The organism is Neobacillus muris (assembly GCF_943193175.1).
Lineage (GTDB): Bacteria > Bacillota > Bacilli > Bacillales > Cytobacillaceae > Neobacillus > Neobacillus muris.
The window spans coordinates 78,432-103,353 of sequence record NZ_CALPDF010000009.1; the positions used below are offsets into that span (position 1 = coordinate 78,432).

A 24,922-nucleotide genomic window follows, 5' to 3' on the forward strand; every position below is an offset into this window, starting at 1 on the left:
TAAAAAACGGACTTTGGAATGCCCACCCAAAGCCCGTTTTTTTCATTTAGTTATTCAAATCTTTGGAAAAATAAAGGGAGAACTTAGTTCCCTTCCCCTCCTGGCTTTCGACATCAATCCCTGCATTATGCAGCTGCAGAATATTCTTTACAATTGTAAGGCCGATTCCACTCCCTTCGATGACATTCCTGCTTTTGTCACCGCGATACAGCCGCTCAAAAATATACGGCAGGTCCTCCTGGTGAATGCCCATTCCATTATCCTGAACTTCCACCACAATCGTTTTATTCTTTTCAAATAAGTTAATCCAGACACCCCCGCCTGGCTGCGTAAATTTGAGGCTGTTAGACAATAGGTTAATAAATACTTGCTTCAATTGATCTTTATCCCCTGAGATACGATACTTATAGTTTGGCTGAGTGGCAATCGATAATTTAACGCCTCTATTCTCTGCCGCAAGACTAAAATCATGGCATATTTCAGTAATTAATTCGTCCAGAAAAATCACTTCGAAGTTCAGTTTGGCTGCTTCAGACTCAAACTCCTTCAATTCATTTAAGTTATTGATTAATTTGCCAAAACGAATGACCTCCTCATTTAACGATTGCAGATTCTCGGTTGTGACAGGAAATATTCCATCAACCATCGCTTCCACATTGTTTTGCAATACATTCAACGGGGTCCTTATTTCATGCGATAGATCTGAAACAAGTTTTTTTCGCAGCATGTCTTGATATTTCAGCTTGCTGGCCAGGTCGTTCACACTTCTTCGAAGATCCTCTATTTCCTTAATGTTGCTCATTTTCGATGATTTTATGTTAAAGTCCCCTTTTGACAGCCTGACAGACATATTGGCTGCTTCCTTTATCGGGCTGGAAAACTGTTTGGAGAAATAGAGACTTAAAATACTAACAATGATTAAGGTAATAACACCGCTCGCTACAATGCTCTTGTTGATGGAGGATTTAAATTGAACGTCTTCCTCAGACAGCAATACGGAAGAATATTGCCCGATATTTGCATACCCGACAACCTTCTCGTCTACTATTATTTTAAATAATTTTGAAGTGTAAACACCGCTGTCCTTTATCGGCATGGATTCATCGTTTAACTGCCTTTTTATATCACTTGGATCCATCCCCCAAACAGGCTGCTTATTTTGATCCAAAAGAGTGATGCAATAATTGCCCATATAGGCTTCATGCATAAGTTCAATCCCGGTCTTTTCTGTCCACTTACCGTCCCTTTTATAGGCTTCTTGAAAATAGGAGACAATTTTTTCATATCGTTTATTTTGGATATCAATCATGTAACGATTAAATTTATTCGTCACGGTCACATTTACAAACAATGTTACTAAAAAGATAGCGGCGAGGGTGCAAGTAATAAATAATAGACTTAATTTTCGATAAATGGAGTACACTTACCATTCACCGCCAAATTTGTACCCAGCTTTCGTAACTGTGAGAATATATTTCGGACTTTTTGTATCCTCTTCTATTTTCTTCCGGATATTTTTAATATGGACATCAATAGTCCGATCAAAGCCGCCATAGTCCTCTCCGAAAATTTTGGCAATCAGCTGTTCTCTAGAAAGGACATGTCCTTTGTTGATGACCAAGGCTGATAGAATATCAAATTCATTTGGGGTAAATGATACTTCATTACCTCGGACTTTTATCGTTCTTTTCTCACTATCAATGATCAAATTTCCATCATTAAACAAAAAGCCCACTGAATGAAATCCACGATTCATCCTGCGGAACAAGGCATTTACTCTGGCCGTCAGTTCTCTTGGACTAAGTGGTTTAATTAAGTATTCATCAGCCCCTAATGTTAATCCCTCAATGCGGTCATTAAGTGCACCTTTTGCCGTCAGCATGAATATATGTACATCTGAAGATTGGCGGATGATTTTACAAATCTCTTCCCCGCAGATATCTGGCAGCATCAAATCCAAAATGATTAGGTCAATCTGGCGGGTCTTGAAAATATCGATTCCTTCCATCCCCGCAGATGCGCAATAAACCTGATAGCCTTCCTTTATTAAATAGGCTTTAATCACCTCAGATACACTTTTTTCATCTTCAATAATCAAGATTGAATTCATTCCTATCACCCAATCCATCCTTAATGATATTAATCTAGTTTTAGTATACTAGTTATAAATAGTGCAAAAATGACAAAAGGCTGACAATTATGTGTCAGCCTTTTCCTCTCTAAATTTCGATACTACAATTTCACCTTTTGTAAACGCAATGAGTTTAGGACTACCGATACTGAACTGAATGCCATGGCTGCGCCAGCCAGCCATGGAGCCAGGAATCCAAATGCAGCGACCGGGATGCCGATTGAGTTATAGGCTAGTGCCCAGAAAAGATTTTGTTTAATATTGGTGATCGTCTTTTTACTCATGAAGATGGCATCAGCAATACTATTTAAATCACCCCGGATCAGCGTAATGTCAGCCGCTTCCATGGCCACATCTGTCCCTGTCCCAATTGCCATGCCAATATCAGCTACAGCAAGGGCTGGTGCATCATTGATTCCATCTCCGACCATGGCTGCCTTTTTACCTGCTGCTTGAAGCTTTTTAATTTCGGCTGCTTTTCCTTCCGGAAGTACTTCGGCAATGACTTGATCAATACCGGCTTGTGCGGCAATTGCCTGTGCGGTTTGCTGATTATCACCGGTAATCATGATGACATCCAATCCCATTTGTTTGAGTCGAGTAATCGCTGTTTTGGAAGTTTCCTTGATCGTGTCGGCAACGGCCACTGTGCCGGCATATCGTCCATTAATCGCAGCCAGCATGGCTGTTTTTCCCGACTTTTCCAGCTCCTCCATTTTCGCAAGAGCGCTAGTGATCTCTATATTGTACTCATTCATTAATTTTCTAGTTCCAACTAGTAATTCTTTACCGCTTACGAATGCACGGATTCCAAACCCTGGAATGGCTTCAAATTTTTCAGGATTGGCCAGGACGATTCCTTTGTCCTTAATCCCTTGGACAATCGCCTGTGCCAACGGGTGTTCTGACTGCTTTTCTGCAGAACCGACTAAAGATAAGAACTCTTCCTCAGCACCATCCGTTATAATATCCGTTAAAACTGGAGTGCCATTCGTAACCGTACCCGTTTTATCCAAGACTACCGTGGTAATTCGGTGAGTCATTTCCAAATGCTCTCCGCCTTTGAAGAGAATGCCATACTCAGCTGAACGGCCAGAGCCGGCCATGATCGATGTAGGTGTAGCCAGGCCTAATGCACATGGGCAGGCAATAACAAGGACTGCAATCATTTTTTCTAAAGCTTCGGCAAAGTTTCCAGGACTTGCCCAAACATACCATATGATAAAAGTGACAGCGGCAATAGCAACGACAATTGGAACAAACACCCCGGAAATCTGATCGGCCAGCCGTTGAATCGGAGCCTTTGAGCCTTGTGCCTCTTCCACCACTTTAATAATTTGTGCCAACGCAGTATCTCTTCCAACCTTTGTTGCTTTTACTTTTAAAAAGCCATTCTTGTTGATCGTTGCGCCAATGACTTCATCCCCGGTTTTTTTATCTACTGGGACACTTTCACCGGTCAGCATCGACTCATCTATGGCTGATTGGCCTTCTTGAATGATTCCATCGACAGGAATCTTTTCACCCGGCTTGATATGGAGGACATCTCCTACTGCTACCTCCTCAATCGGGATAACGATTTCTTTTCCGTCCCGTTCAATGACGGCCGTTTTTGCCTGAAGCCCCATCAATTTTTTGATAGCTTCCGATGAACGGCCTTTTGCCTTCGCCTCAAAAAGCTTGCCTAAAATAATTAAGGTAATTAACACCGCACTGGTTTCATAGTAAAGCTCCATGGCATGGCCTTTTCCCATGAGAGTCATGATCGATAAATATAAACTATAAAAGTATGCTGCGGATGTTCCTAATGCTACCAGTACGTCCATATTCGCGCTTTTGTTTTTTAAAGCTTTAAAAGCTCCAACATAGAACTGGCCCCCAATAATAAACTGAACCGGTGTCGCTAAGGCTAATTGAAACCAAGGATTCATAAATAGATCAGGCACCCAAATGAATTGAGTAAACGAAAAATGTCCTGCCATAGCCCAAAGAAGCGGAAATGCGAGGATTGCCGAGAAAATTAATTTTTTGGATTGCTTTTTAATTTCTTTCTGGCGGTAATCACTTGTTTCCTTCGCATCTTCCTTTAAGTGTGCGCCATACCCCAGGTTTTCTACTTTTTTAATAATTTCCGCAGGCGTTACAGCAATGCCATTGTATTCGACTGTCGCTTTTTCCAGTGCTAAATTAACGTTAGCCTTCAATACCCCATCTAATTTATTTAAGCCTTTTTCAATTCTTGCTGAACAGGCGGCACATGTCATTCCGGTTATTTCAAACTCAGCCTTCTCCGTTACGACCTCATACCCTAAATCTCTGATTTTGTTTTCTATGGCGTCTATATTGATTTGTGAAGGGTCATATTGAATGGATGATTTTTCTAAAGCCAGATTGACAGTAGCAGTCTCCACTCCAGTCAATTTGTTTAGGCCTTTTTCAATTCTTGCTGCGCAGGCAGCACATGTCATTCCAGAGATTTGCAAACTCGTTTCTTTTAAACTTTGACTCATATAAAGCCAGCTCCTTATACCCCACACCGGTATATTTCATTGTAAAAAGAACGTGCTAAGGATTTAGCACGGACTCTTTCAATTATTTTACATCATAGCCTTGGTCATCAATCGTTTCTTTAATTTGCTCCAATGAAAGCTGTTGTGGATTGAATTCAACATCAACGGTTGCAGCATCCAGGTTTACTTTTACGGATCCAATGCCATCCAGTTTTCCAACACTGCCTTCGATTGCTTTTACACAATGATTACAAGACATTCCTTCTACATTTAGGGTTACTTTTTCCATTTTTTCAATACTTCCTTTCCTTTGTATATGGATGATAAATAGTTGTTGTTAACTTTACCTATTTATTTTACCATACCCCCCCATCCTATGTTAAGCATTAAATACGAATTTTTTTAAATTACTTAGTCACATTCACAAAATGTTCATAAAAGCTTATGAATAATCATTACAGTGTCCAATAGGTTAATGTATCGAATATACCTATTATCAACATAAAGATCCCGGCAATTCTTTGTACATGGATGCCAAATCTCCGGCCATTTTTTAGCATAGCCCCGCTGCCTCCAAAATACCATATAAGGAAAACGACCACTAGCAGGGGAAGGGCGGTTCCAAGAGCAAAGATCGCGGGAAGGATAAAACCATATGAAGCGGATAAAGTAACCGGCATTAATGTAACAAAAAACAGAATAAACATGGTTGGGCAAAAAGCTAAGGAAAAACTAAACCCGAGCATAAATGACCCAAATCGATGTTCCCCTGAACGTCCCTCAAATTGCTTAAATAATGTCAATGTCCCCTTTAACTTGATGAAGCCTGTCATATATATGCCTACGATTATTAAAACTGGACCCATGATCTTGCGCATCCAAGGAAAATACAGAGTTAAATTTTGTTCTATTTCTTTGCCCAGCAGCCACACTAATCCCCCCAAAAGTGTGAAAGCAGCAATTTTTCCCAGCGTGAAACTAAAAACATCCTTCCAGACTATTTTCTTTTGGATGGAGTAGTTCCCATAAAGAGTAATTGCGCTAATATTCCCTGTCAGCTGGCAAGGCGCAAGCGCACCTATCAGTCCCAAGATTAATGCAAAAACGATCGGCCATGATTCTAAACTGTTGGCTATATTAAATAAAGGGCTGCTAAAGAAATGGCTGATCTGACTAAGGAAACTATACATGTAAACCCCCTGTTTCTAGTTTAATAGTGTTAGAATACCATAGCAAAATGAAGAAAATTTGAAGATAGAAGATTGTTCATATAATCGACGTATATTAGGAAAAGGCTTATGACTTTTGTTCCATCCTCCCAGCCCACTTATCCATAAAATGAAGATATTCCAGTCATCCCTCGGGTATAAAGGGGCTGCTAAATATGGAAAAGTTAAAGAACTATATAAAGATGATGAACATATATGTATGGAAGTAAAAAAGGTGAATTCACGATTTTTAATAAGTGAATTCACCTAAAATTTTATATTTTATTCCTTATAGCCCGCATTTTAATTGGGTACCACAGTTTGAACATGTATTGCAGCCCCCGATTTCTTCAACTTTTCCTTTACGGCAGACTGGACATGTATTGCCAACCTCAGAACCAATCGTTACGTCTGTTGAACGAAGATCACTTATGGTATCAACTAGAACGACGTGCTGTTTTGGTTTTTCTTTGAAGACCAGTTTTTCTTCTTCAATATTTTCTTCAGCCTTGAGTGTCAATACTTGGGAATCACGCGATCCGTCTACATAGACAGTACCGCCTTTGGCGCCGCCGCGGTATAGACGCTCGTATACTTTTTCAACCTGCTCAACGCTATAGCCTTTTGGTGCATTGACTGTTTTGCTGATAGAGCTGTCAATCCAGCGCTGGATGACACATTGAACATCAGCATGTGCCTCTGGTGCCAATTCCATTGCAGTAACAAACCAGTTTGGCAGATTATTTTGTTCAGCTTCTGGGTGGCGGCCTAAATACTCTTGTACGATATCAGCGTGAACTTCAATAAATTTGCCAAGACGTCCGCTCCGGAAATAAGAAAAGGAAAAATAAGGTTCCAGTCCTGTAGAAACTCCAACCATCGTCCCAGTGGATCCCGTAGGAGCAACAGTAAGCAAATGTGAATTTCTAATTCCCGCTTCAAGGATTGATTGACGGATATCTTCAGGCATTTTTTTCATATAACCAGTCTGAATAAATGCTTGTCTTAGACGGTTTGTTTCTTCTTCCGTTTCCCCAGTCAAGAATGGGAAGCTGCCTTTTTCTTTTGCTAATTCAATAGATGTTCTATATGCAGTTGTTGCAATTGTTTCAAATACTTTATCCACAAGCTCGTTTCCTTCTGGTGAACCATATTCAGTTTCACAGTAGATAAGCAGGTCATGCAGTCCCATTACGCCGAGACCGACTCGGCGCTCACCAAGAGCTTGTTTTTTATTTTCTTCCAAGAAGTATGGAGTGGCATTGATCACATTGTCCTGCATACGCACGCCAACAGCTACCGTTTTCTTAAGCTTTTCAAAATTGACCGTTTTGGTTTCCTTGTCTGCCATTTCCGCTAGGTTTACAGCTGCAAGGTTACACACTGAATAAGGTGCAAGCGGCTGTTCCCCACATGGATTTGTTGCTACTACTTGCTGTCCATATGCTTTTGCATTGGTCATGTCATTGGCATTGTCGATGAAGAAGATTCCAGGCTCTGCTGAGTAAGTTGCACAAATATTGATCAGATTCCAAAGTTCTTTAGCTCTAATCTTTTTGTAGACCCGTACTTTGTGCCCCAATTTCTCCCACTCACGAACATCTCCAACTTGATGCCACTGTTCATTGTAAATCTTCATTTCCTCTTGATCGTATGCTTCAACATAAGGGAAACGCAATTCGTATTCACTATCATTTTCAACAGCTTCCATAAATTCTTTTGTTAAGCATACAGAGATGTTTGCACCTGTTAAGAATTCAGGATTATGAACGGCATAATGGCCGCCAGTTGCCAGTTTTTCTTCTGCCTCAGCGATAATTTCTTCCGAGAAACCTCCTAAGCCAGGAATCACTTTATAGTTCACAATCCCTTGATACATTGCTCTTTCCTGTGCTGTTAATGGTGTAAACTTCAGCTTATCTTTAGCAAGCTTTTTAATTGTTTCATCTTTTGTATTTTCAATTAAGAACCGCAAGATTCTTGGATTTTGCATTTTGGAAATAATAAATTCAATAATATCTGGATGCCAGTCAGCCAGCATGATCATTTGTGCACCTCTGCGACTGCCACCCTGCTCAACCAAATGGGTCAATTTCGCAATATCATCCAGCCATGAAACGGATCCAGATGACTTCCCATTGACCCCCCTTGCCAAAGTATTTCGAGGCCGTAACGTTGAACCATTGGTTCCAACCCCGCCGCCGCGGCTCATAATTTCCATTACCTGTTTACGGTGGTCGGAAATCCCTTCACGAGAATCCGCTACAAACGGCATGACGTAACAGTTAAAATAGGTTACCTCGGTACCCGTGCCCGCTCCGTAAAGAACACGGCCAGCCGGAATGAAGTTCAAATTAACAAGCTCTTGGTAGAACTTCTCGGTCCACTCAATCCGCTTCTCTTCCGTCATTTCCACTTCAGCCAGCCCAGTTGCCACACGCTTGGCAATTTGCTCATAAAACAATTCGAGCGGTTTTTCAATCACATCCAGTGACCGCCAAATGATTCCTGTACTCGATTCATCTGGGCCATCCAATACGCCGCGAAACTCTTCCTCCACTAAAACCTTTGCCTTTTTCTTTTCCCAATCAATTTCCTGAATATACCCTAATCCGCGTGCAGGAAACTTAGGGTCTTCCTTAATCGTCAAAACAACAAAGTCACCATTTGTAAGGGTAATTTTTTCAGTGTCCTTAAAGGTGTAGCGATCAAGCATAACCAAACGTGATACACCTTTGTGAGTTATTTTCATATCTGGGGTAACTGGGTGTACCTGGGGAAATAAGCGGATATCCTCATTCAACCTTTCAAAATCAATATTTAATTTTTGTCTAAAAACAACAGACATGAGAACAACTCCTTCAACTAATATATCTCTATGTGCTAGATTCTAGTTGTCCAAGCTAGATCTAGTTGACTTCATATACTAAAGGTATCATAGCTGGGCCAAAAAAATCAATATATAGTATCCAAATTAATTTCGACACCACAATATATTGTATAACGAGCAAAGAATATTTATTTTGTCAAACACAAAAATAAATAGATTTACGAGAGAATAATAGATTTTCTACATTTTTCTCTATAAAACAAGTAATTTTAACAAATTTTGCGGGTTGCCTTTAAAGAAACCGAACGTCCCCAAAAAAAGGAAAAAAGCGGCAAACACCGCTTTCCGTTTTAGCGTTTAAAATTCCAATCATCGTTCTCATATCGTTCTTTCGCTAATTTCTCAACGTGCTCCATTTCCTCATCACTTAGCTGATAAGGCACCAATTCAATTTCAAGCCCTTCAGCGAATCCCTTATAAAAAGCTTCCTTCGCTTCCTCCAGCGTGATCTTCCTTGGACTGATTTCATTAATCGCAACCGCTTTATTCTTAAAGGACTTTTTCATCCTTTCCTTTACCCGGTCGTTTGGATATTTGAACAAGCTGAACAGTTTGTCCTCATCTAAATCCAATAAAATGGAACCATGTTGGAGAATAACCCCTTTTTGCCTCGTCTGGGCGCTGCCGGCTACCTTCCGGCCTTCCACAACCAGCTCATACCAGCTTGGCGCATCAAAACATACAGCAGACCGGGGATTCTTTAAAGCATCCCGCTCCTCAGCTGTCCTGGGAACAGCAAAATACGCTTCCAAACCCAACTGATGGAACCCTTTTAATATCCCTTCTGAAATGACCCGATATGCTTCCGTCACTGTTTTCGGCATCTTAGGATGCTCTTCCGTTACGATTACGCTGTAGGTTAACTCATGCTCATGGAGCACGCCTCGGCCGCCTGTTGGTCTTCTCACAAATCCAAGCTGATGAGCCTTAACGGCCTCCATGTCAATTTCCTTTTCCACCTTTTGAAAATAGCCAACAGATAAGGTTGGCGGATTCCAGCCATAAAACCGTATGACCGGGGGAAACTTCCCTTCACTATGCCAATCAAGCAGCGCTTCATCCAGCGCCATATTAAACGACGGTGAGCAATTCCCCGAATCAATAAAACGCCATGTTTCCTTATTCATGCAAAAACCTCTTTTACGAATTTATCTTTTTCAGTCTATCAAACTCTAGTTGAATTTCAAAATTAGAGATACTGGGATAATTTTTTATCAAGATTTTTTACTATTCATCTTTATCTTTATGGGTTTGACCACTATAATAAATACTAGTGCAGAAAAGCCTGAAAGGAGCAAAAGAAGTTGAATACACTTATTTATTTACTAGTTATCATCGGCGCTATGGCTATTTACTCCATTGCTAATTATTTTCGTCAAAAAAAGATTGTAAAAACGGTATCTGAAGAAGAATTTCGTGCTGGTTATCGAAAGGCACAATTGATAGATGTTCGTGAACCAAATGAGTTTGAAGGCGGTCATATTCTAGGCGCCCGGAATATTCCGATGTCGCAATTAAAAATGCGGATGAAAGAACTCCGGCCCGATCTTCCTGTTTATTTATATTGCCAAAGCGGTACGCGCAGTGCCCGTGCAGCTCAAATGCTGTATAAGAATGGCTATAAAGATCTGACCCAGCTTCAAGGCGGATTTAAAAAGTGGTCTGGAAAAGTTAAGACAAAGAAATAAAAACAAGGCACCGAATTTCTTCGGTGCCTTGTTTTTATTCTGCTTTCTGATACTTTAAGATCGGCTTGCGTGCCGCAGTCGTTTCATCCAGCCGGCTCACAACTGTTGTATGCGGAGCCTCTTGGACGATTTCCGGATTTTCTTCGGCTTCCCTTGCAATTTGGATCATGGCCTCAATAAAGGCATCTAGTGTTTCTTTTGATTCAGTTTCTGTCGGTTCAATCATAATGCATTCTTCCACATTTAGCGGGAAATAAATGGTTGGCGGATGATAGCCGAAATCAAGGAGACGTTTGGCGATGTCAAGCGTCCGGACACCCAGTTTCTTTTGTCTCCTCCCACTTAGCACAAATTCATGCTTGCAATGCTTATCAAATGGAAGGTCATAATATTCAGCAAGCCGTCTCATCAAGTAATTGGCATTTAACACAGCGTTTTCAGTGACAGCCTTTAGACCGTCCGGCCCCATGGAACGAATATACGTATAAGCGCGGACATTGATGCCAAAGTTTCCATAGTACGGTTTTACGCGTCCAATTGATTGCGGACGATCGTAGTCGAGCACAAACTCTGAAGCCTGCTTTGCAATAACTGGTTTTGGAAGGAACGGGATTAAGTCCGCCTTCACCCCAACAGGACCTGAACCTGGCCCGCCTCCGCCATGAGGTCCAGTAAAGGTTTTATGAAGGTTTAGGTGAACCACGTCAAAGCCCATATCACCTGGTCTGGCTTGCGAAAGGACTGCATTTAGGTTAGCCCCGTCATAATAGAGCTTTCCGCCAGCTTCGTGGATAATTTCCGCCATTTCAAGGATATTTTCTTCAAAAAGGCCTAGCGTGTTCGGATTGGTCAGCATTAACGCTGCTGTATCTTCTCCGACAACCCTTCGTAAATCTTCCAGGTCCACTAAACCTTGCTCATTGGATGTGACTGTAATCGTTTCAAATCCCGCTATCGCAGCGGAAGCAGGATTTGTTCCATGTGCCGAATCTGGTACGATGACCTTGGTCCGATTCAAATCCCCGTTAGCTTCATGATAGGCACGAATCAGCATTAATCCGGTCCATTCCCCATGTGCGCCCGCAGCAGGCTGGAGCGTTACCTCATCCATGCCCGTAATTTCTTTTAAATGCTCCTGCAAATCATATAATAATTCAAGGGCTCCTTGGATAGAGCTCTCATCCTGAAGCGGATGGATATGGGCAAATCCATTATATCGGGCGACGTTTTCGTTGATTTTCGGATTGTATTTCATCGTACAAGACCCCAGCGGGTAAAATCCGGAATCAACACCATGATTTCTCCGTGAAAGAGAAGTATAATGGCGCATAATATCAAGCTCTGAGACCTCTGGGAGTAAAGGTTCCTCTTCTCGCAAATATCCTTCTGGAACCAAACTCTTTAGGTCAAATTCAGGCACATCCATTTCTGGGAGGCTATATCCTATCCGGCCAGGTGTACTAATTTCAAAAATGAGCGCTTGGTCTTGATTATGCATGCAAATCCCCCAATTCCTTTACAAATGTGTCGATTTCTTCCTTCGTTCTTTGTTCGGTAACGGCAATCAGCATATGATTGGAAAGTTCCGGATAATCCCTGCCTAAATCATAGCCGCCAATGATTTCTTTTTGCAGCAGCTGCTGGTTTATTTCTTTTGCCGGTTTGTTAAGTTTAATGACGAATTCATTAAAGCTGCAGCCGTCATAAACAATTTCAAAGCCTGCTTGTTTAAAAGCCGTTTTTGCATAGTGGGCTTTTTGCACATTAGCCGCAGCCATTTCCCTGACGCCTTTTTTCCCAAGAGCCGTCATTGCAACCGAAGCAGCAAGGGCATTTAATGCCTGATTCGAACAAATATTGGAGGTGGCTTTATCGCGGCGGATATGCTGCTCCCTAGCTTGCAGGGTTAACACAAAGCCGCGGCGCCCTTCTTCATCTGTTGTCTGCCCGACCAATCGTCCTGGAACCTTTCGCATCAGCTTGGAAGTAACTGCAAAATACCCACAGTGCGGGCCGCCAAACGCTGTTGGAATGCCAAAAGGCTGGGCATCTCCAATGACAATATCGGCGCCTAACTTGCCAGGAGGAGTCAATATTCCTAAAGATAATGGGTTACTGGATACGACAAACAACGCTTTGTGCTGATGGATGATTTCTTCCAGATCCTTTAATGGCTCAATTCTTCCGAAAAAATTCGGATATTGAATAATGACAGAAGCCACTTCGTCATTGATCAGATTCTTCAATGCCTCTGCATCTGTAACCCCATCCTTCACCGGAACCTCCAACACCTGTAGATGCTGACCCTTTGCATACGTTTTAAGTACTTCCCGTGATTCAGGATGTACGGCTTCTGAAACAATAATGGTTTTTCGTTTTGTGTGGCCGGCACTCAGCATCGCTGCCTCAGCAAGTGCGGTCCCGCCATCATACATGGAGGAGTTCGCGACATCCATCCCGGTCAATTCACAAATCATCGTTTGGAATTCAAAAATGGCCTGAAGCTCACCCTGAGAAATTTCCGGCTGATACGGTGTATACGCTGTATAAAACTCCGACCTGGAAATCACATGATCGACAATGACTGGAATATAATGGTCATAAACTCCAGCCCCAAGGAAGGAGACATTTGTTTTTAAATCAGCATTTTTGCTTGACAGCTTAAACAGCTCTTTCATCAAAGCCGGTTCCGATTTGGCTGGTTTGATATTATATTCTCTTTTAAACCTCACCTTTTCAGGGATATCGCTGAAAAGTTCATCTACGGACGAAACTCCGATTGTCTCGAGCATGGTCCGCTTATCATGATCAGTCATAGGTAAATAGCGATGTTGCATTTTGTTTTCTCCCTCCTGCTATTGCTTTTCTCTTTTATAAAAAGGTGTTGAAACCACTTTTGCTTTTAACCGTTTTCCGCGGATTTCTATTTCCACTTCAGTATCCAATTCACTGAATTCAGTTGAAATTAGCGCTAACCCGATGTTTCGCTTTAAGGATGGTGACTGGGTTCCCGTCGTAACTTCCCCGATCTTCTGGCCGCCTTTATAGACAGGATAGCCATGGCGCGGGATTCCACGGTCAATCATTTCAACTCCGACAATTTTCCTTGCCAGTCCTTGTTCTTTTTGCTTCAATAAAGCAGGTTTTCCGATAAAATCAGCTGCTTTACTCAATTTCACGGCAAAACCAATCCCTGCTTCAAGCGGCGAAATTTCTGGAGATAATTCCTGGCCGTAAAGAGCTAAGTTTGCTTCGAAACGAAGCGTATCACGTGCACCCAATCCACAAGGAATAACCCCTTCTTCCTTCCCAGCTGCTAAAATTAACCTCCATAAAGCGACAGCATCTTTAGCATGGCAATAGAGCTCAAATCCGTCCTCACCCGTATATCCTGTTCTTGAAATGAGGGCAGTGATGCCATTTAGGTCTGCCTGCTGTTGGAATTTAAAGGAGCCCATTTGCTCTAAATCAATGCTCCGTACAAGCTTTTGCAAAACCTGTTGGGCAAGCGGTCCCTGCAATGCCAGCTGGGCAGTCGTTTCAGATAAAATATCAATGGACACATCGCCTTCTAAGTGTTCCTCAAGCCACTTATAGTCCTTTTCAATATTGGATGCATTGACAACGAGTAAATAGTGATCATCCTCAAGTTTATAAACAAGCAAATCATCCACTGTACCGCCATTTTCATTGCACATCACGGTATATTGGGCACTGCCATTTGCTAGTTTGGCAATATCATTGGTCATCATTTTTTGCAAGTATTTCAGGCTGTCAACACCCTTTACTTCCACTTCTCCCATATGGGATACATCAAACAAACCTGCTCTCATTCTTACCGCTTCATGCTCTTCCTTGATGCTGGAAAATTGGACAGGCAGCTCCCAGCCTCCGAAATCAATCGTTTTCCCGCCGTATTCGCAATATACCTCAAACAGCGGAGTTCGTTTTAAATCGGACATTCGATAACCCCCTACATTTAATGATGGCTCATAGAATTAAGTTTTCTTTCTTTTATAAGAGTTGAAAAAATTCAGGCTGCAAAGGGCATAAAAAAAGACAGAGACCTCCCTTTTCTACGAAAAGTGGTCTCTGTCCTTGCACCTGAAAGTTTAACCAATTATGGCGTTCCCCTTTGGTGGCTGCCTTTTGGCAGCACTCTCCAGAGCTGCGTCAAACAAGTGTACTTTTGCCTGAGAGATTCACAGGTTATCTGTTTGCTCCTTCGGCGCTGCCAACGCAGTCTCTCCCCTTGTTCTCATCCGCATTTATAATATTTTCCAAGTTGGTCATAATAAATATACTTAATTAAAAAGATACTCTTTATGAAAATATTTAAAACTTTCTAAGCTATTATCATCCTACCATTAAACCAAAGGTTTAAGCAATCATTTTTAAAGGAGCTGATAACATGACCGTTGACATCCATTTTGATTCCTCCTGGCAGGATGATTTTTTACATAAAATCGACCATGATGGCCCATGGGGAAATTGGGAATTGTTTAAGCTTGCCATTGATATCGAAAAACAGCTGGTCATTCCAGAGTTTGAAGGACTGCAGGCACCCAAACATCTGCCAAACTTAACCCCGCTGCCCCATCAGCTTGAAACGGCCAAACAGGTGATTGAAAATATGAATGGAAAAGCCATTCTTGCGGATGAAGTGGGTCTTGGGAAAACCATTGAAGCCGGCCTTATTTTAAAAGAGTATATGATTCGCGGACTGGTGAAAAAAGTGCTGATTCTTGTGCCCGCCTCGCTGGTTACCCAATGGGCGCAAGAATTAAACAATAAATTTTATATTCCGGCAATTACCCAAAGGAAAAGCTATGTTTGGGAGCAAGCGGATGTCGTAGTATCTTCTATTGACACGGCCAAACGAAATCCGCACAGGGATATCATTTATCAACAGAATTACGATCTGATTATTATTGATGAAGCCCATAAACTCAAAAATAATAAAACCAAAAACTATGAATTTGTCCAAAACCTGAAAAAAAAATTTTGTTTACTGTTAACTGCCACGCCAATCCAAAACCGGATTGAAGAAATTTTTAACCTTGTTTCGCTGTTAAAGCCAGGCCATTTAGGCAGCCAAACGGCATTTTATGAAAAATATAAACGGGATGCCCGCTCACTCAATGGTGATGAGCATCTAAAAGAATTAGTGAACAAGGTCATGATCCGCAACCGCAGGGCTGATACTGGCATTGAATGGACGAAACGTCATGTAGAAACGATTCCCATCGAATTTTCCCCATCAGAAAAAGAGCTGTACGATGCCATCAATGACCTTAAATCGGCAGGCGACTGGATCCAGGCAAGCAGTTTTTCTGTGATGACCTTACAGCGCGAAGCATGCAGCAGCAGGGAAGCAGTGTTTTATACACTTAAAAACATGCTGCAAAAGCACGAAAATCCTACGCAGGCTTACGAGGATCAAATTGCGTTTTTAATCAAAAAAGTGGAAGCGGTCCAAACCAATTCAAAAGCAGAAAAGGCGCTGGAATTAATCCAGCAAATGAATGATAAGGTGATTATTTTCACGGAATACCGCGCCACCCAGTTGTATTTGCAATGGTTTTTAAAACAGCATGGCATATCTTCCGTCCCTTTCCGAGGCGGATTTAAGCGGGGAAAAAAAGATTGGATGCGGCAATTATTCCAAAATAATATGCAGGTCCTGATTGCTACAGAAGCAGGCGGAGAAGGAATTAACCTGCAATTCTGCCATCATATCATTAACTTTGACCTGCCATGGAACCCGATGCGGCTGGAGCAGCGAATCGGCCGGATTCACCGGCTTGGCCAGGAACAGGATGTCAAAATCTATAACTTCGCCATTAAAAATACGGTAGAGGAGCATATTTTAAAGCTTTTATATGAAAAAATTGACTTGTTTGAAAAAGTAATTGGCGAACTTGATGATATTTTAACCAAATTGGAATTTGGGAATTTAGAGGACCATTTAATCGATATTTTTGGAAAATCGCGTTCTGAAGGTGAAATGAGAATTAAGATGGAGAACCTGTCCTCCATGATTGAATTTGCCCAAAATATGAAGGAGGAGGGAAATTCCCGTGCAGCAGCAGGAAATTCATAACTTTCTGTTAAAATATTTTCAAGCTAACGAATGTCCAATCATTGAGAACCACTCTGGTCATCTGACAGTGCAGCTTACCATTGAACTGGATAAGGAATTGATGAACCGCCCCTTTTACTGGCATTACTTAGAAAGAACAGGCGGGATCCCGAATCCGATGAAACTCACCTTGATTACGGATAAAAACACGGCTCCAGAAAAATTAAGAGGTGAAATTATTCATTTTGGTTCACCACGGCTGCATCAGATCTTTGAATCGACGAAAAATTTATCGAAATATATCCGCCTATATGAACACCATCCCAATGGAAGCAGACAAACGCCCTTGTATCCATGGCTATGCATGAATGTCAAAATCTCGTACCAATGTGACCGTAAACGCGATATTTATAAATCCATCGGCCTGCAGCTGATCAACGGCAGGATGGTAGAAGATTTCCATGACCAGCTGCTTAAAATTCCTTTAACACCGAAAATACCAGATTATTCTTTTACTTTATCCCCGCTGGTAAAACCCATCAGCGGCATGAAAAGAATTGAAAACTATCTAAGGATGGCCATTGAAGAAGAGGACCATTCTTGGGCGGACGAGGCAAGGAAACGATGGGAGAAAGATTTACAGCTTTTAGACCACTTTTACGAAGATACAGAGGAGGAAAACGAAAGCTATCTCATAGAAAAACAAGCGCTCAAGGAACAATATGAACCAAAAATCAATATATCCTTTATTAATGGCGGGCTGTTTTATTTAACGGAACGGGCCATCTAACAAAAATCCCCCAAAGGCCTTTAATGGCTTGGGGGATTTTTTGTATCTATTTAACTTTTCGAATTCTTTTTATCTCAGAGTACAGGACATAAGGCATGATTCCGAACCAGCGATACCAAAGGGAGGCCTTGGCCTGCTTTTTTTCTAAACGCAGTCTTTTTCGTTCCTCTTTTGGCTGGTCGGCATATTTAACCAGCGTTTGGGTCATATATTTTACATAATCATTTGACTTCATTACACACACCTGCCTTTTTCATTCACAAGTATGTCCAATATTTTAAATTTCATAACCAGAATTTACCCTTCCACCCATCTGATAAACTTTTTCATGCCGGTATCGAAATATCCTCTGGCAAAAACACTTTCCCCAGACTGCAGCGTTAACGTAAAGTTTACCCTTTGGACCGTTCCATTTGGCGTCTCCGCCGTATAATCGATTTTCCCTTTCTGATAAACAATTATCCCTTTTGCCGGAATGTTCTCCCCTGCTAGAAGCAGATTTTCGATTTTTGTTACAGATGAATGGAGATAATATTCTTCAAGTAAAATGCTGCCTGCTTCGTGAGATTGTTTTCTTTGAGCCGTTAATTGCCCGATCTGAATCGAGAAAAATAGGAGAAAGACAATCAAAAGGCATAAAGTAAGCGGATAGATGAATCCTTCTTCACGGTGTCTCATGTCCCGTTTCCCCCATTCCCATAGAAGTAGGCTGTTACTGAATACTCTTTCCCCCGCAGGTCTCTAACCGTCAGCTTCACTGCATTTTTTATTAAAGAAAATGAATATGCCGCAACATTTTGCAGAACAATTTCATGTCCTGTTGAATTTACCCTTCTTCTTAAGCTTGACTCATATTTCTCATAGAGGACAGTGTCTGTGCTCTTTGTCAGCAGCAATCGGTTGGACACGATCTCAGCCTTGCTGGAATTACGGATTTCCTTTTTAAATTGGCTGCTAAAGACCTGCCATTCCATCATCTGCAGACTTGCATTCGTTTCCCGTTTGTCCAGCATGATTTGAAATGCAGGCGTCGACAAGAAAATGACGATGGAAAGAATGGAAAGAGCAAGCATGACTTCTATTAGTGTAAAAGCTGTTTCATTCAAGCTTGCCGCAGATTTCAGTTCCTTGATGCAAATGGCTTTCCTCAACCTTTACGCACACCTCCTTCAAATCCCCCGTTACTACGGCCTTCCAATGAATCTGATACTCAATCGCATTACAAGTTGTTGTATAATCAGTAAAACTGTTATCCGTTAATTTCGCATGCAGTTCTTCATACACGATTTGCCGCGCTTGATTGCTTATCTCCAGCATGGCGGACTGGTTTCTTAACTCAATCAGTAATGGGACTAGACTTCCTCCTATTAGCAGCATAGCTGATAGCGACAGCAGCAAATCAAGCAGGAAATAACCTCTATTGCTCTGTAACATAGAATCTTCCCCGTCCTATCAAAATAGTCACCTTATAGGTCCTTGTTGAAGTGCGGATATAGAAGGTCCCAAACTTATTCACATTTCCGTCTGATGAAAATGTGAAATATAATTGGAGAGTACCTTCTGTCAGATAAATATTTTTTGAATATCCCCTTAGGACAACTGGCGGCACGTCATGCTGCATAATCATATAATATTGATATTGATCCGGCAAAAAGATGACGGAAACCTCATGCTGATGGGATATTGCATAGGTTTGAGCGAATAATAAGTCAGCCTTTAATTGAGTGATAAATGCCTGTTCCTCAAGAGCCGAATGCTGGGGCTTCAAGGAAAAGACCGTAAAAAGGGTGAGGATCATAAAAATGGAGAGAACGATTAAAGATTCGGCTAAAGTGAACCCAGTTTGATTGGAGGTCATTGCGAAGAAGAGTTTGTTGGTGCAATCGGAGCAGAGGAATCAGCGATTGTGACATCTCCTGTCGTACCATCAATGACGATACTCTTCGTGTTCCCGCAGCTTGCAGCATCCCCATTTAAATATCCATCAGTCTTTAATTCCTCAAGCGTAGGAACTTTATTTTTATCCATTTGATAGGCTTGCACTTGTGCTTGAACCATCTTAGCATAAGCTTCACAGCCCTTATTATTAATATTTGTATTGTGCTTTGCGACGTTTGGAATCGTAATAATCAATATTACGGATATAACCAGCATGACAATCATCATTTCAATCAGTGTAAAGCCTTGTTCATTTTTCAGTTTTTGTATCGACATTTCCTTAACCTCCCATTATTAAATGCTATCCAGCAGATGAAACATTGGCAATAATATGGCTAAATACATAGATACAACCAGAAACCCGATGAAAAGGTATAGAAGCGGCTGAACGATCTTTAAAGTTTTTTCGATTCTTTCCTCCATTTCCACAATACAATGCTTGCTAAAAAACAATAATTCCTGCTCTAATTTTCCATTTTCTTGGCCGTGTTTAACAATGACCGGGAACTCCTTTTCAAAGAAGGAAAAGGAACTTAAAATCGACCCCAATGTTTCCCCTGTCACAAGCTTTGTTTTAATACCTCTCCCAAGCTGGCTAAAAAAAGGCTGTTTGTGATTTTGTTCGAACAATGATAATGCCTCAGAGACTGAAATCCCTCCTTGCAAAAGGAAGCTTAATTGAATGGCAAAGTAATGAGTGAACAGTAATTTGAGGACCCTGCCTGCAATAGGCAGTCCGACAAGCAGTGTTCTTTGTTTTAAAACGGAGTACTTCCTGAAGATGAAGAAATAGTAACAGGCAATGACGCAAATGATCGCGATAAAAACCTTCACGACAAAGGGAAAATAAATATCAAATGCATAAACTATCTTCGTAAAAAAATTGTCCTCCAAACCCAGTGAAGCAAATAAACTGGTGAATCTTGGCAGCAGCGTATTCTCTATGAAGCCAAATAATAGGCCGGTCAATAAAAGGAGGAAAAGGGGGTATTGGAGCATTCTTAACAGTTTTTTTAAATCCCGGTCCTTTAGCTGAACGAGACTGCTGCCCTCAAGCAGCGCTTCCGCAAAACTGCCATGCTGTTCTGCGTAATATACGTATCCAATTAAATCATTGTGAAAACCAAGTTGGTCCAATACATCATGAAACGGGATCCCTCTTTTTAATTCCTGCAAACAATCCTTTAACACCTCCTTTCGGTGTTTAGGTAAATGCAAGGATATCGATTCGATTGCCTCCGCAATCGGGTATCCCCGTGCCAGCAATTCACCAACTCGTCTAAGGAAACTAGCCTGCTCATCTACTGGCCATTTACGTCTGTTCATCGTCATACACCAGGCGGTTGTATTCGGACTCTTGGATATACCCGAGGACGATCCCTTTTTTGACCATATCTTTTAGTGTCCGATACCTTGTTTCCGTCTTTTCTCCCTTTGCCGATTTCATCACAGCAGACAAATTTCTCCCCGACAATAATTCAAATACACTGGCTCTTTTCCATCTTCCGTAGGAATAACAATAAGGCGAACACTCTCCTTCACAAAACGGACAGGTTAATTCCACCAATCTTTGGGCTGTGACAGCGATTAATGTTTGCTCTACCTCCAGCCAGTTAACCCCGAACTCATGAAGCCGAAACACGGCCCCTTTTGCATCTCTTGTATGCATGGTGCTCAAGACTAAATGACCGGTCAACGCAGCTCTTACAGCAATTCTGGCGGTCTCTGCATCTCGGATTTCCCCCACCATAATAATGTCAGGATCATGCCGCAATATCGCTTTCAGTCCGGCCGCATAGGTGACACCTGCTTTTTCATTCACCTGGACTTGCAGCACCGAGTCGTAATTCTTCTCAATCGGATCCTCAAGAGTGATCACATTGCGCTGAAATAAGTGGGCTGTTTCATTAATTAAGGAGTAGAGCGTGGTTGTTTTGCCGCTGCCTGTCGGACCAGTAAAGATGATTAAGCCGTGGGCATGTTTAAGGAGAGCTAACAATTTTCTTGTCATGGATGGAAATAATGAGAGCTGGTGAAAGGGGATTTGATTTTGTTGGGGCAGAAGCCGAAGCACTAGGCTTTCCCTGTTATTGGATGGAAGTGTCGAGAGCCGGAGGCCCATTAATTCTCCATTCACTTCACAAAAAATGGCACCGCTTTGAGGGCGTCTTCTTTCGCCTATATCCATATTTGCCTTAAATTTGAAATGGGAAATGAGCCGGTCGCATTCATCTTTAGGTAAAGTTAATCGGGGAATTAGCCTGTTTGTTAAACGGAATTGGATGAGCGTATCATTTTTACGGGGAATGATGTGAATATCTGTTGCCTGGTTTCGTGCAGCATCGGAGATAATCCTGTCTGCTAAAATTTCAATGTCACTTACAATGGGAACCACCACCTTTTTTATTAATCACTTCTATAATTCGACAAGTTCCATCACCCTCCTGCTTCATTTTATAAAAAATAAATATTTTTTTCAGTATCTTTTTTTAATTGTTACAATATATCGTCTTAAATTGTGAACATTTTCTAAACATATAGTGTTTACATTGTTAACTGCGTTCCCACTTTATCCCCCCTATATTATAATAGAATAAATTATGGGGGTCCGAGGTGAACCGAGATGGAACAAACACTAAAGATAACAAACGTTTTGTCAGATCCAACACGTTATTACATTTATCAATACATCACAAAACGCCACAAAGAAGTAACTGTTCAAGAGGTAGCAGATAATTTTAACATTCACCCAAATGTAGCCAGATTGCATTTGTCAAAACTCGAAGATGTTAACATGCTGGTTTCTGAAACAAAGAAAACCGGTAAAGGCGGCAGGCCAAGCAGACTGTATCGGTTGTCTGACGATGTAATCCAGCTTCATTTCCCGTACCGTGATTATATGCTTTTATCTAAGGTTGCCATAAAAACCATGATGTCCTTGGGTGATTTGGGAAAAAGAGCACTCTTTTTAACAGGCAAACAATTTGGGACAGAAGTGATGGAACAAGAAATGGCCAAAAGGCCGGTTGGCGAAGATTTAACCTTTGAAGATAAGTTATCCATACTAAAAAGTGCAGCGACTCTTGCTGGTTTTTATCCAGAATTTGAGGCAAACAGCGATAATACAAAAATTTACTTTCAAATTTTCAACTGCCCATTTAAAGAAGTGGCAGAGGAGACCGAATCCGTTTGCAGTATGCATCATGAATTTTTAAAAGGCATGTTTGAAACTTTATTTGATTCTGTTGAACTGATTGAGCAGGAAAATATGATTTCTGGCTGCGATACCTGTTCCTATCAAGTAGTGATAGCCAATTAAGTTGAAACGAATATTTACTTTCTTCCTTCCTTTCCTTATAATATAGAATTGATGGTATTTATTGAGGGGTAAAGGAGGGATACATATGGATCGGATGTTCAGGGTAATGGGTTTTTGGACAGGTATTTTTACTGTTATGTTTTATCTAGGTGATATGAATAAAACGGCAATGCTATTTTTAGCCCAAACTGGGTTCTTTGTACTTCTTAGCTACTTGAAGCTATCTGAACGCATGTATATGTATGTATTCGGGGCATATTTAACCATTTTTTTCGCAGGCTTTACATATTGGACTACGTTCATGATGCAGCTTGGAGTCAATAAGTAAGCACGAAAAAACGCCGGAACTATCCGGCGTTTTTTTCTCTTTTGTCAATTCTCAAACAATGCTGATTCGTCTATTTTAATTCCTTTTTGTTGGATGATCATATGAAAATAAGAGCTCATTCCTCCAGGCAGGATTAAACTTCGAATGGCCCGGTTTCGCTTGGCCGCTTCAGAAAACGGATTGGGGTCGTACGATTCTTCCAATTCCTTTAGAATGCCGGCTTTTATCAAAAAATCATCCTGCCGCAGCTTGGAACAGAAACGTAAATCCAATTCGTTTCCTTTTTCAATCAAATAATCAAAATGAACATGTGTGGTGATGTCTATGTCCCCAGGATGGACTAGAACATTGTCCAGCATCTTATGTTGACTGTATCCTCGCAAGCTTCCGTTTTTCCTGCTTGGCTCCATCCACTCTGTATTTGTATAGCCATAATCCACAGATATCACTAAGCCTTTCGCAATGGCTGAAGAAATTTGGCCAAGTATGTTTTCCATTACTAAAGGAATCTCGATTCGTTGGTTTTCTGTTAACTCTAGTTTGCTTTGCTGTAAAAACGCTAGGATTGCAGGATTTGTAAGCAATATCTTTCTCTCGGTCAGCTTGCCATTCTCACAGCCCACCATAATTTCCATTAGCTTACCGTTTTGCTGTTCAATGACATGGACTGGTAATGCATCAAAAAGCTCATTACTGAAGAAAACCCCTTCAAATCCCTTTACGTCCATTAAGCTTTCTAATTGGGTGACCGATGAAAAACCCTTTAACAATTGGCTCTGCAGTTTTCGATGATAAGGACTGGTTTCCACAATGATGTATCGGATCGGCTCGTCAACCAATCTATGCCATTCCTGAAGAAAGGCATAGGCAAACCGGCCATTGCCAGCGCCAACTTCACAGATAGACGGAGCCATATCTAATTGATGAAAAACAGACAACAGCCATTTCGCCATTATTTTCCCGAATAGATCCGAGACGTTGCTCGTAGTAATAAAATCCCCCAATCGCCCGATTTTCTGGGAGTCTTTCATGTAATATCCATATTCAGGATGATAAAGCGCTTCGGAGATAAAATCTGCATAAGAAATCATTTTATCTTGGGAATTGGAAATTAATTTTTGCAAATAGGTGATCATTGGAACTCCTTTACATTAACACTATTGACATAGTGAAAACTTTATAATATTGTAGGATAGTAGCTTAACAATATCCCTCCCATTATATGAATAGAACATCCCCCAGAAAGACCCTTCTCAAATGAGAAGGGTCTTTCTATCGTTAGAAACCGTTTAAGAATGGATTGCTGTCCATTTCATCCACAATGGTCGTCACTGGCCCATGTCCAGACAAGACATAGGTTTCTTCTGGCAGTGTCAAAAGTTTATCATGAATACTTTTTAACAGCTGTATTTGATTTCCTCCAGGCAGGTCTGTCCGGCCAATGCTGCCTTGAAATAGGGCATCGCCTGATATGACAAAGCCCTCCTTATCAAAATAGTAGGAGACGCTTCCCGGCGAATGGCCCGGGGTGTGATAGACATGGAACACAAAATCATGAATTTGAAGGGCCCCCTCTTCTTTCATGATTTCATCTGCAGGATTAACAATGACAGGCTCAATAAGTGAGAAAAAGTCGGAACCATTCATTTTAGGGTCGCCAAGCCATTTTTCCTCTTGTTTATGTAAATAAACAGGGATGCTATAACGCTCCCTTACCACATCAACTGCACCGATATGATCAAAATGAGCATGCGTCAGCAAAATTGCAAGCGGCTTTAATCTTCTGCTGTTTAGAAGATTAATCAGCTTTTTCGCTTCACCGCCAGGGTCGAAGATAAGGCAGGTACGATCTGCATTTTCGACTATATAACAGTTTGTTTGAATCCCTCCCAAGGGAATTTGCTGCCATTTCACAATCTGTTACCTCCAATCCGAATTACGATAAAATAATATTACACCAAATATCCATTCTAAGAAAGAATTGGAGGCTATAAAAAAGGCCAATGCCAAAATTAGGCGGTTCCTTTGGTCATATTGT

At 41.3% G+C, this 24,922-nt stretch carries 25 protein-coding genes and 1 riboswitch; of the genes, 5 read left to right on the plus strand and 20 right to left on the minus strand.

Annotated elements, in window-relative coordinates; all coding sequences use genetic code 11:
• Window positions 1-46: 46 nt before the first annotated feature.
• From NFS43_RS09105 to NFS43_RS09135, 7 genes are all read right to left on the minus strand, one after another.
• Window positions 47-1,423, minus strand: a complete 1,377-nt coding sequence (locus NFS43_RS09105) for a sensor histidine kinase (RefSeq protein ID WP_251551347.1) — start codon at window positions 1,421-1,423, stop codon at window positions 47-49.
• Window positions 1,424-2,110 (minus strand): response regulator transcription factor, encoded by a 687-nt coding sequence (locus tag NFS43_RS09110; RefSeq protein WP_251551348.1) that lies wholly within the window; start codon window positions 2,108-2,110, stop codon window positions 1,424-1,426.
• Between the two features lie 122 nt (window positions 2,111-2,232).
• Window positions 2,233-4,641, minus strand: a complete 2,409-nt coding sequence (locus NFS43_RS09115) for a heavy metal translocating P-type ATPase (RefSeq protein WP_251551349.1) — start codon at window positions 4,639-4,641, stop codon at window positions 2,233-2,235.
• Between the two features lie 82 nt (window positions 4,642-4,723).
• The gene (copZ, locus tag NFS43_RS09120) at window positions 4,724-4,930 is read right to left on the minus strand and encodes a copper chaperone CopZ (RefSeq protein WP_251551350.1); all 207 of its coding nucleotides are present in this window, start codon (window positions 4,928-4,930) and stop codon (window positions 4,724-4,726) included.
• Window positions 4,931-5,096: 166 nt separating this feature from the next.
• Window positions 5,097-5,831 (minus strand): urease accessory protein UreH domain-containing protein, encoded by a 735-nt coding sequence (locus tag NFS43_RS09125; RefSeq protein ID WP_251551351.1) that lies wholly within the window; start codon window positions 5,829-5,831, stop codon window positions 5,097-5,099.
• 307 nt (window positions 5,832-6,138) lie between these two features.
• Window positions 6,139-8,697 (minus strand): vitamin B12-dependent ribonucleotide reductase, encoded by a 2,559-nt coding sequence (locus tag NFS43_RS09130; protein ID WP_251551352.1) that lies wholly within the window; start codon window positions 8,695-8,697, stop codon window positions 6,139-6,141.
• Window positions 8,698-9,029: 332 nt separating this feature from the next.
• On the minus strand, window positions 9,030-9,866 hold the full coding sequence (locus NFS43_RS09135) for a lipoate--protein ligase family protein (protein WP_251551353.1): 837 nt from the start codon (window positions 9,864-9,866) through the stop codon (window positions 9,030-9,032).
• Window positions 9,867-10,082: 216 nt separating this feature from the next.
• Between NFS43_RS09135 and NFS43_RS09140 the strand changes: the two genes are divergently transcribed.
• Window positions 10,083-10,427 (plus strand): rhodanese-like domain-containing protein, encoded by a 345-nt coding sequence (locus tag NFS43_RS09140; RefSeq protein WP_420910315.1) that lies wholly within the window; start codon window positions 10,083-10,085, stop codon window positions 10,425-10,427.
• A 34-nt stretch (window positions 10,428-10,461) separates the two neighbouring features.
• On the opposite strand, the gene gcvPB is transcribed toward NFS43_RS09140, so the two are convergent.
• Genes gcvPB through gcvT form a run of 3 tightly spaced genes read right to left on the minus strand, consistent with a single transcriptional unit; the run spans window position 10,462 to window position 14,389 of the window.
• On the minus strand, window positions 10,462-11,925 hold the full coding sequence (gcvPB, locus tag NFS43_RS09145; RefSeq protein WP_251551355.1) for an aminomethyl-transferring glycine dehydrogenase subunit GcvPB: 1,464 nt from the start codon (window positions 11,923-11,925) through the stop codon (window positions 10,462-10,464).
• The gene (gcvPA, locus tag NFS43_RS09150; protein ID WP_251551356.1) at window positions 11,918-13,264 is read right to left on the minus strand and encodes an aminomethyl-transferring glycine dehydrogenase subunit GcvPA; all 1,347 of its coding nucleotides are present in this window, start codon (window positions 13,262-13,264) and stop codon (window positions 11,918-11,920) included. The genes gcvPB and gcvPA overlap by 8 nt, the downstream gene beginning before the upstream one ends.
• An 18-nt stretch (window positions 13,265-13,282) precedes the next feature.
• The gene (gene gcvT, locus NFS43_RS09155) at window positions 13,283-14,389 is read right to left on the minus strand and encodes a glycine cleavage system aminomethyltransferase GcvT (RefSeq protein WP_251551357.1); all 1,107 of its coding nucleotides are present in this window, start codon (window positions 14,387-14,389) and stop codon (window positions 13,283-13,285) included.
• A 209-nt stretch (window positions 14,390-14,598) separates the two neighbouring features.
• A riboswitch (glycine riboswitch) is annotated at window positions 14,599-14,689 on the minus strand.
• A 149-nt stretch (window positions 14,690-14,838) separates the two neighbouring features.
• Here gcvT and NFS43_RS09160 point away from each other — a divergent pair.
• Complete coding sequence (locus tag NFS43_RS09160; protein WP_251551358.1) at window positions 14,839-16,530, plus strand: DEAD/DEAH box helicase; 1,692 nt, start codon at window positions 14,839-14,841, stop codon at window positions 16,528-16,530.
• Window positions 16,508-17,299, plus strand: coding sequence for a YqhG family protein (locus NFS43_RS09165; protein ID WP_251551359.1), 792 nt, complete (start codon window positions 16,508-16,510; stop codon window positions 17,297-17,299). The genes NFS43_RS09160 and NFS43_RS09165 overlap by 23 nt, the downstream gene beginning before the upstream one ends.
• Before the next feature lie 46 nt (window positions 17,300-17,345).
• Here the strand turns inward: NFS43_RS09165 and NFS43_RS09170 are convergent, their stop codons facing one another.
• The 8 genes from NFS43_RS09170 to comGA all read right to left on the minus strand — a co-directional run bounded on the left by NFS43_RS09170 (window position 17,346) and on the right by comGA (window position 21,635).
• Entirely contained in the window at window positions 17,346-17,534 is a 189-nt protein-coding gene (locus NFS43_RS09170) for a YqzE family protein (RefSeq protein WP_251551360.1), read from the minus strand.
• Between the two features lie 62 nt (window positions 17,535-17,596).
• Window positions 17,597-17,977, minus strand: a complete 381-nt coding sequence (gene comGG / locus NFS43_RS09175; protein WP_251551361.1) for a competence type IV pilus minor pilin ComGG — start codon at window positions 17,975-17,977, stop codon at window positions 17,597-17,599.
• Window positions 17,974-18,450: a competence type IV pilus minor pilin ComGF gene (gene comGF, locus NFS43_RS09180; protein WP_251551362.1), complete on the minus strand. Its 477-nt coding sequence runs from the start codon at window positions 18,448-18,450 to the stop codon at window positions 17,974-17,976. The genes comGG and comGF overlap by 4 nt, the downstream gene beginning before the upstream one ends.
• The gene (locus NFS43_RS09185) at window positions 18,398-18,733 is read right to left on the minus strand and encodes a hypothetical protein (protein ID WP_251551363.1); all 336 of its coding nucleotides are present in this window, start codon (window positions 18,731-18,733) and stop codon (window positions 18,398-18,400) included. The genes comGF and NFS43_RS09185 overlap by 53 nt, the downstream gene beginning before the upstream one ends.
• Window positions 18,717-19,157, minus strand: a complete 441-nt coding sequence (gene comGD, locus NFS43_RS09190; protein ID WP_251551364.1) for a competence type IV pilus minor pilin ComGD — start codon at window positions 19,155-19,157, stop codon at window positions 18,717-18,719. Before comGD ends, NFS43_RS09185 begins: the two co-directional genes overlap by 17 nt.
• Window positions 19,154-19,513 (minus strand): competence type IV pilus major pilin ComGC, encoded by a 360-nt coding sequence (gene comGC, locus NFS43_RS09195; RefSeq protein WP_251551365.1) that lies wholly within the window; start codon window positions 19,511-19,513, stop codon window positions 19,154-19,156. The genes comGD and comGC overlap by 4 nt, the downstream gene beginning before the upstream one ends.
• An 18-nt stretch (window positions 19,514-19,531) precedes the next feature.
• Entirely contained in the window at window positions 19,532-20,563 is a 1,032-nt protein-coding gene (gene comGB, locus NFS43_RS09200) for a competence type IV pilus assembly protein ComGB (RefSeq protein WP_251551366.1), read from the minus strand.
• Window positions 20,550-21,635, minus strand: a complete 1,086-nt coding sequence (gene comGA / locus NFS43_RS09205; RefSeq protein ID WP_251551367.1) for a competence type IV pilus ATPase ComGA — start codon at window positions 21,633-21,635, stop codon at window positions 20,550-20,552. Before comGA ends, comGB begins: the two co-directional genes overlap by 14 nt.
• A 225-nt stretch (window positions 21,636-21,860) precedes the next feature.
• Here comGA and NFS43_RS09210 point away from each other — a divergent pair, with 225 nt between their 5' ends.
• Both NFS43_RS09210 and NFS43_RS09215 read left to right on the plus strand, forming a co-directional pair.
• Window positions 21,861-22,556: a helix-turn-helix transcriptional regulator gene (locus tag NFS43_RS09210; protein WP_251551368.1), complete on the plus strand. Its 696-nt coding sequence runs from the start codon at window positions 21,861-21,863 to the stop codon at window positions 22,554-22,556.
• 85 nt (window positions 22,557-22,641) lie between these two features.
• Window positions 22,642-22,884, plus strand: coding sequence for a DUF2626 domain-containing protein (locus NFS43_RS09215; protein ID WP_251551369.1), 243 nt, complete (start codon window positions 22,642-22,644; stop codon window positions 22,882-22,884).
• Window positions 22,885-22,928: 44 nt separating this feature from the next.
• Here NFS43_RS09215 and NFS43_RS09220 read toward each other — a convergent pair whose 3' ends face one another.
• Together NFS43_RS09220 and NFS43_RS09225 are read right to left on the minus strand one after the other, a co-directional pair.
• A complete protein-coding gene (locus tag NFS43_RS09220; RefSeq protein ID WP_251551370.1) occupies window positions 22,929-24,020 on the minus strand; it encodes a class I SAM-dependent methyltransferase in 1,092 nt (363 codons plus the stop codon).
• A 142-nt stretch (window positions 24,021-24,162) separates the two neighbouring features.
• Window positions 24,163-24,798 (minus strand): MBL fold metallo-hydrolase, encoded by a 636-nt coding sequence (locus NFS43_RS09225; RefSeq protein WP_251551371.1) that lies wholly within the window; start codon window positions 24,796-24,798, stop codon window positions 24,163-24,165.
• Between the last annotated feature and the right edge of the window lie 124 nt (window positions 24,799-24,922).

Excerpts from the sequence above, each read along its gene's own strand:
- gcvPB (WP_251551355.1), bottom strand. The coding sequence starts at position 11,925 with ATGCATAATCAAGACCAAGCGCTCATTTTTGAAATTAGTACACCTGGC.
- comGB (WP_251551366.1), bottom strand. The coding sequence starts at position 20,563 with ATGAACAGACGTAAATGGCCAGTAGATGAGCAGGCTAGTTTCCTTAGA.
- NFS43_RS09115 (WP_251551349.1), bottom strand. The coding sequence starts at position 4,641 with ATGAGTCAAAGTTTAAAAGAAACGAGTTTGCAAATCTCTGGAATGACA.
- NFS43_RS09185 (WP_251551363.1), bottom strand. The coding sequence starts at position 18,733 with ATGTTACAGAGCAATAGAGGTTATTTCCTGCTTGATTTGCTGCTGTCG.
- NFS43_RS09135 (WP_251551353.1), bottom strand. The coding sequence starts at position 9,866 with ATGAATAAGGAAACATGGCGTTTTATTGATTCGGGGAATTGCTCACCG.
- gcvT (WP_251551357.1), bottom strand. The coding sequence starts at position 14,389 with ATGTCCGATTTAAAACGAACTCCGCTGTTTGAGGTATATTGCGAATAC.
- NFS43_RS09210 (WP_251551368.1), top strand. The coding sequence starts at position 21,861 with ATGGAACAAACACTAAAGATAACAAACGTTTTGTCAGATCCAACACGT.
- comGG (WP_251551361.1), bottom strand. The coding sequence starts at position 17,977 with ATGAGACACCGTGAAGAAGGATTCATCTATCCGCTTACTTTATGCCTT.
- copZ (WP_251551350.1), bottom strand. The coding sequence starts at position 4,930 with ATGGAAAAAGTAACCCTAAATGTAGAAGGAATGTCTTGTAATCATTGT.
- NFS43_RS09170 (WP_251551360.1), bottom strand. The coding sequence starts at position 17,534 with ATGAAGTCAAATGATTATGTAAAATATATGACCCAAACGCTGGTTAAA.
- NFS43_RS09220 (WP_251551370.1), bottom strand. The coding sequence starts at position 24,020 with ATGATCACCTATTTGCAAAAATTAATTTCCAATTCCCAAGATAAAATG.
- NFS43_RS09160 (WP_251551358.1), top strand. The coding sequence starts at position 14,839 with ATGACCGTTGACATCCATTTTGATTCCTCCTGGCAGGATGATTTTTTA.
- NFS43_RS09125 (WP_251551351.1), bottom strand. The coding sequence starts at position 5,831 with ATGTATAGTTTCCTTAGTCAGATCAGCCATTTCTTTAGCAGCCCTTTA.
- NFS43_RS09215 (WP_251551369.1), top strand. The coding sequence starts at position 22,642 with ATGGATCGGATGTTCAGGGTAATGGGTTTTTGGACAGGTATTTTTACT.
- NFS43_RS09130 (WP_251551352.1), bottom strand. The coding sequence starts at position 8,697 with ATGTCTGTTGTTTTTAGACAAAAATTAAATATTGATTTTGAAAGGTTG.
- comGD (WP_251551364.1), bottom strand. The coding sequence starts at position 19,157 with ATGACCTCCAATCAAACTGGGTTCACTTTAGCCGAATCTTTAATCGTT.
- NFS43_RS09110 (WP_251551348.1), bottom strand. The coding sequence starts at position 2,110 with ATGAATTCAATCTTGATTATTGAAGATGAAAAAAGTGTATCTGAGGTG.
- gcvPA (WP_251551356.1), bottom strand. The coding sequence starts at position 13,264 with ATGCAACATCGCTATTTACCTATGACTGATCATGATAAGCGGACCATG.
- comGC (WP_251551365.1), bottom strand. The coding sequence starts at position 19,513 with ATGTCGATACAAAAACTGAAAAATGAACAAGGCTTTACACTGATTGAA.
- NFS43_RS09140 (WP_420910315.1), top strand. The coding sequence starts at position 10,083 with ATGGCTATTTACTCCATTGCTAATTATTTTCGTCAAAAAAAGATTGTA.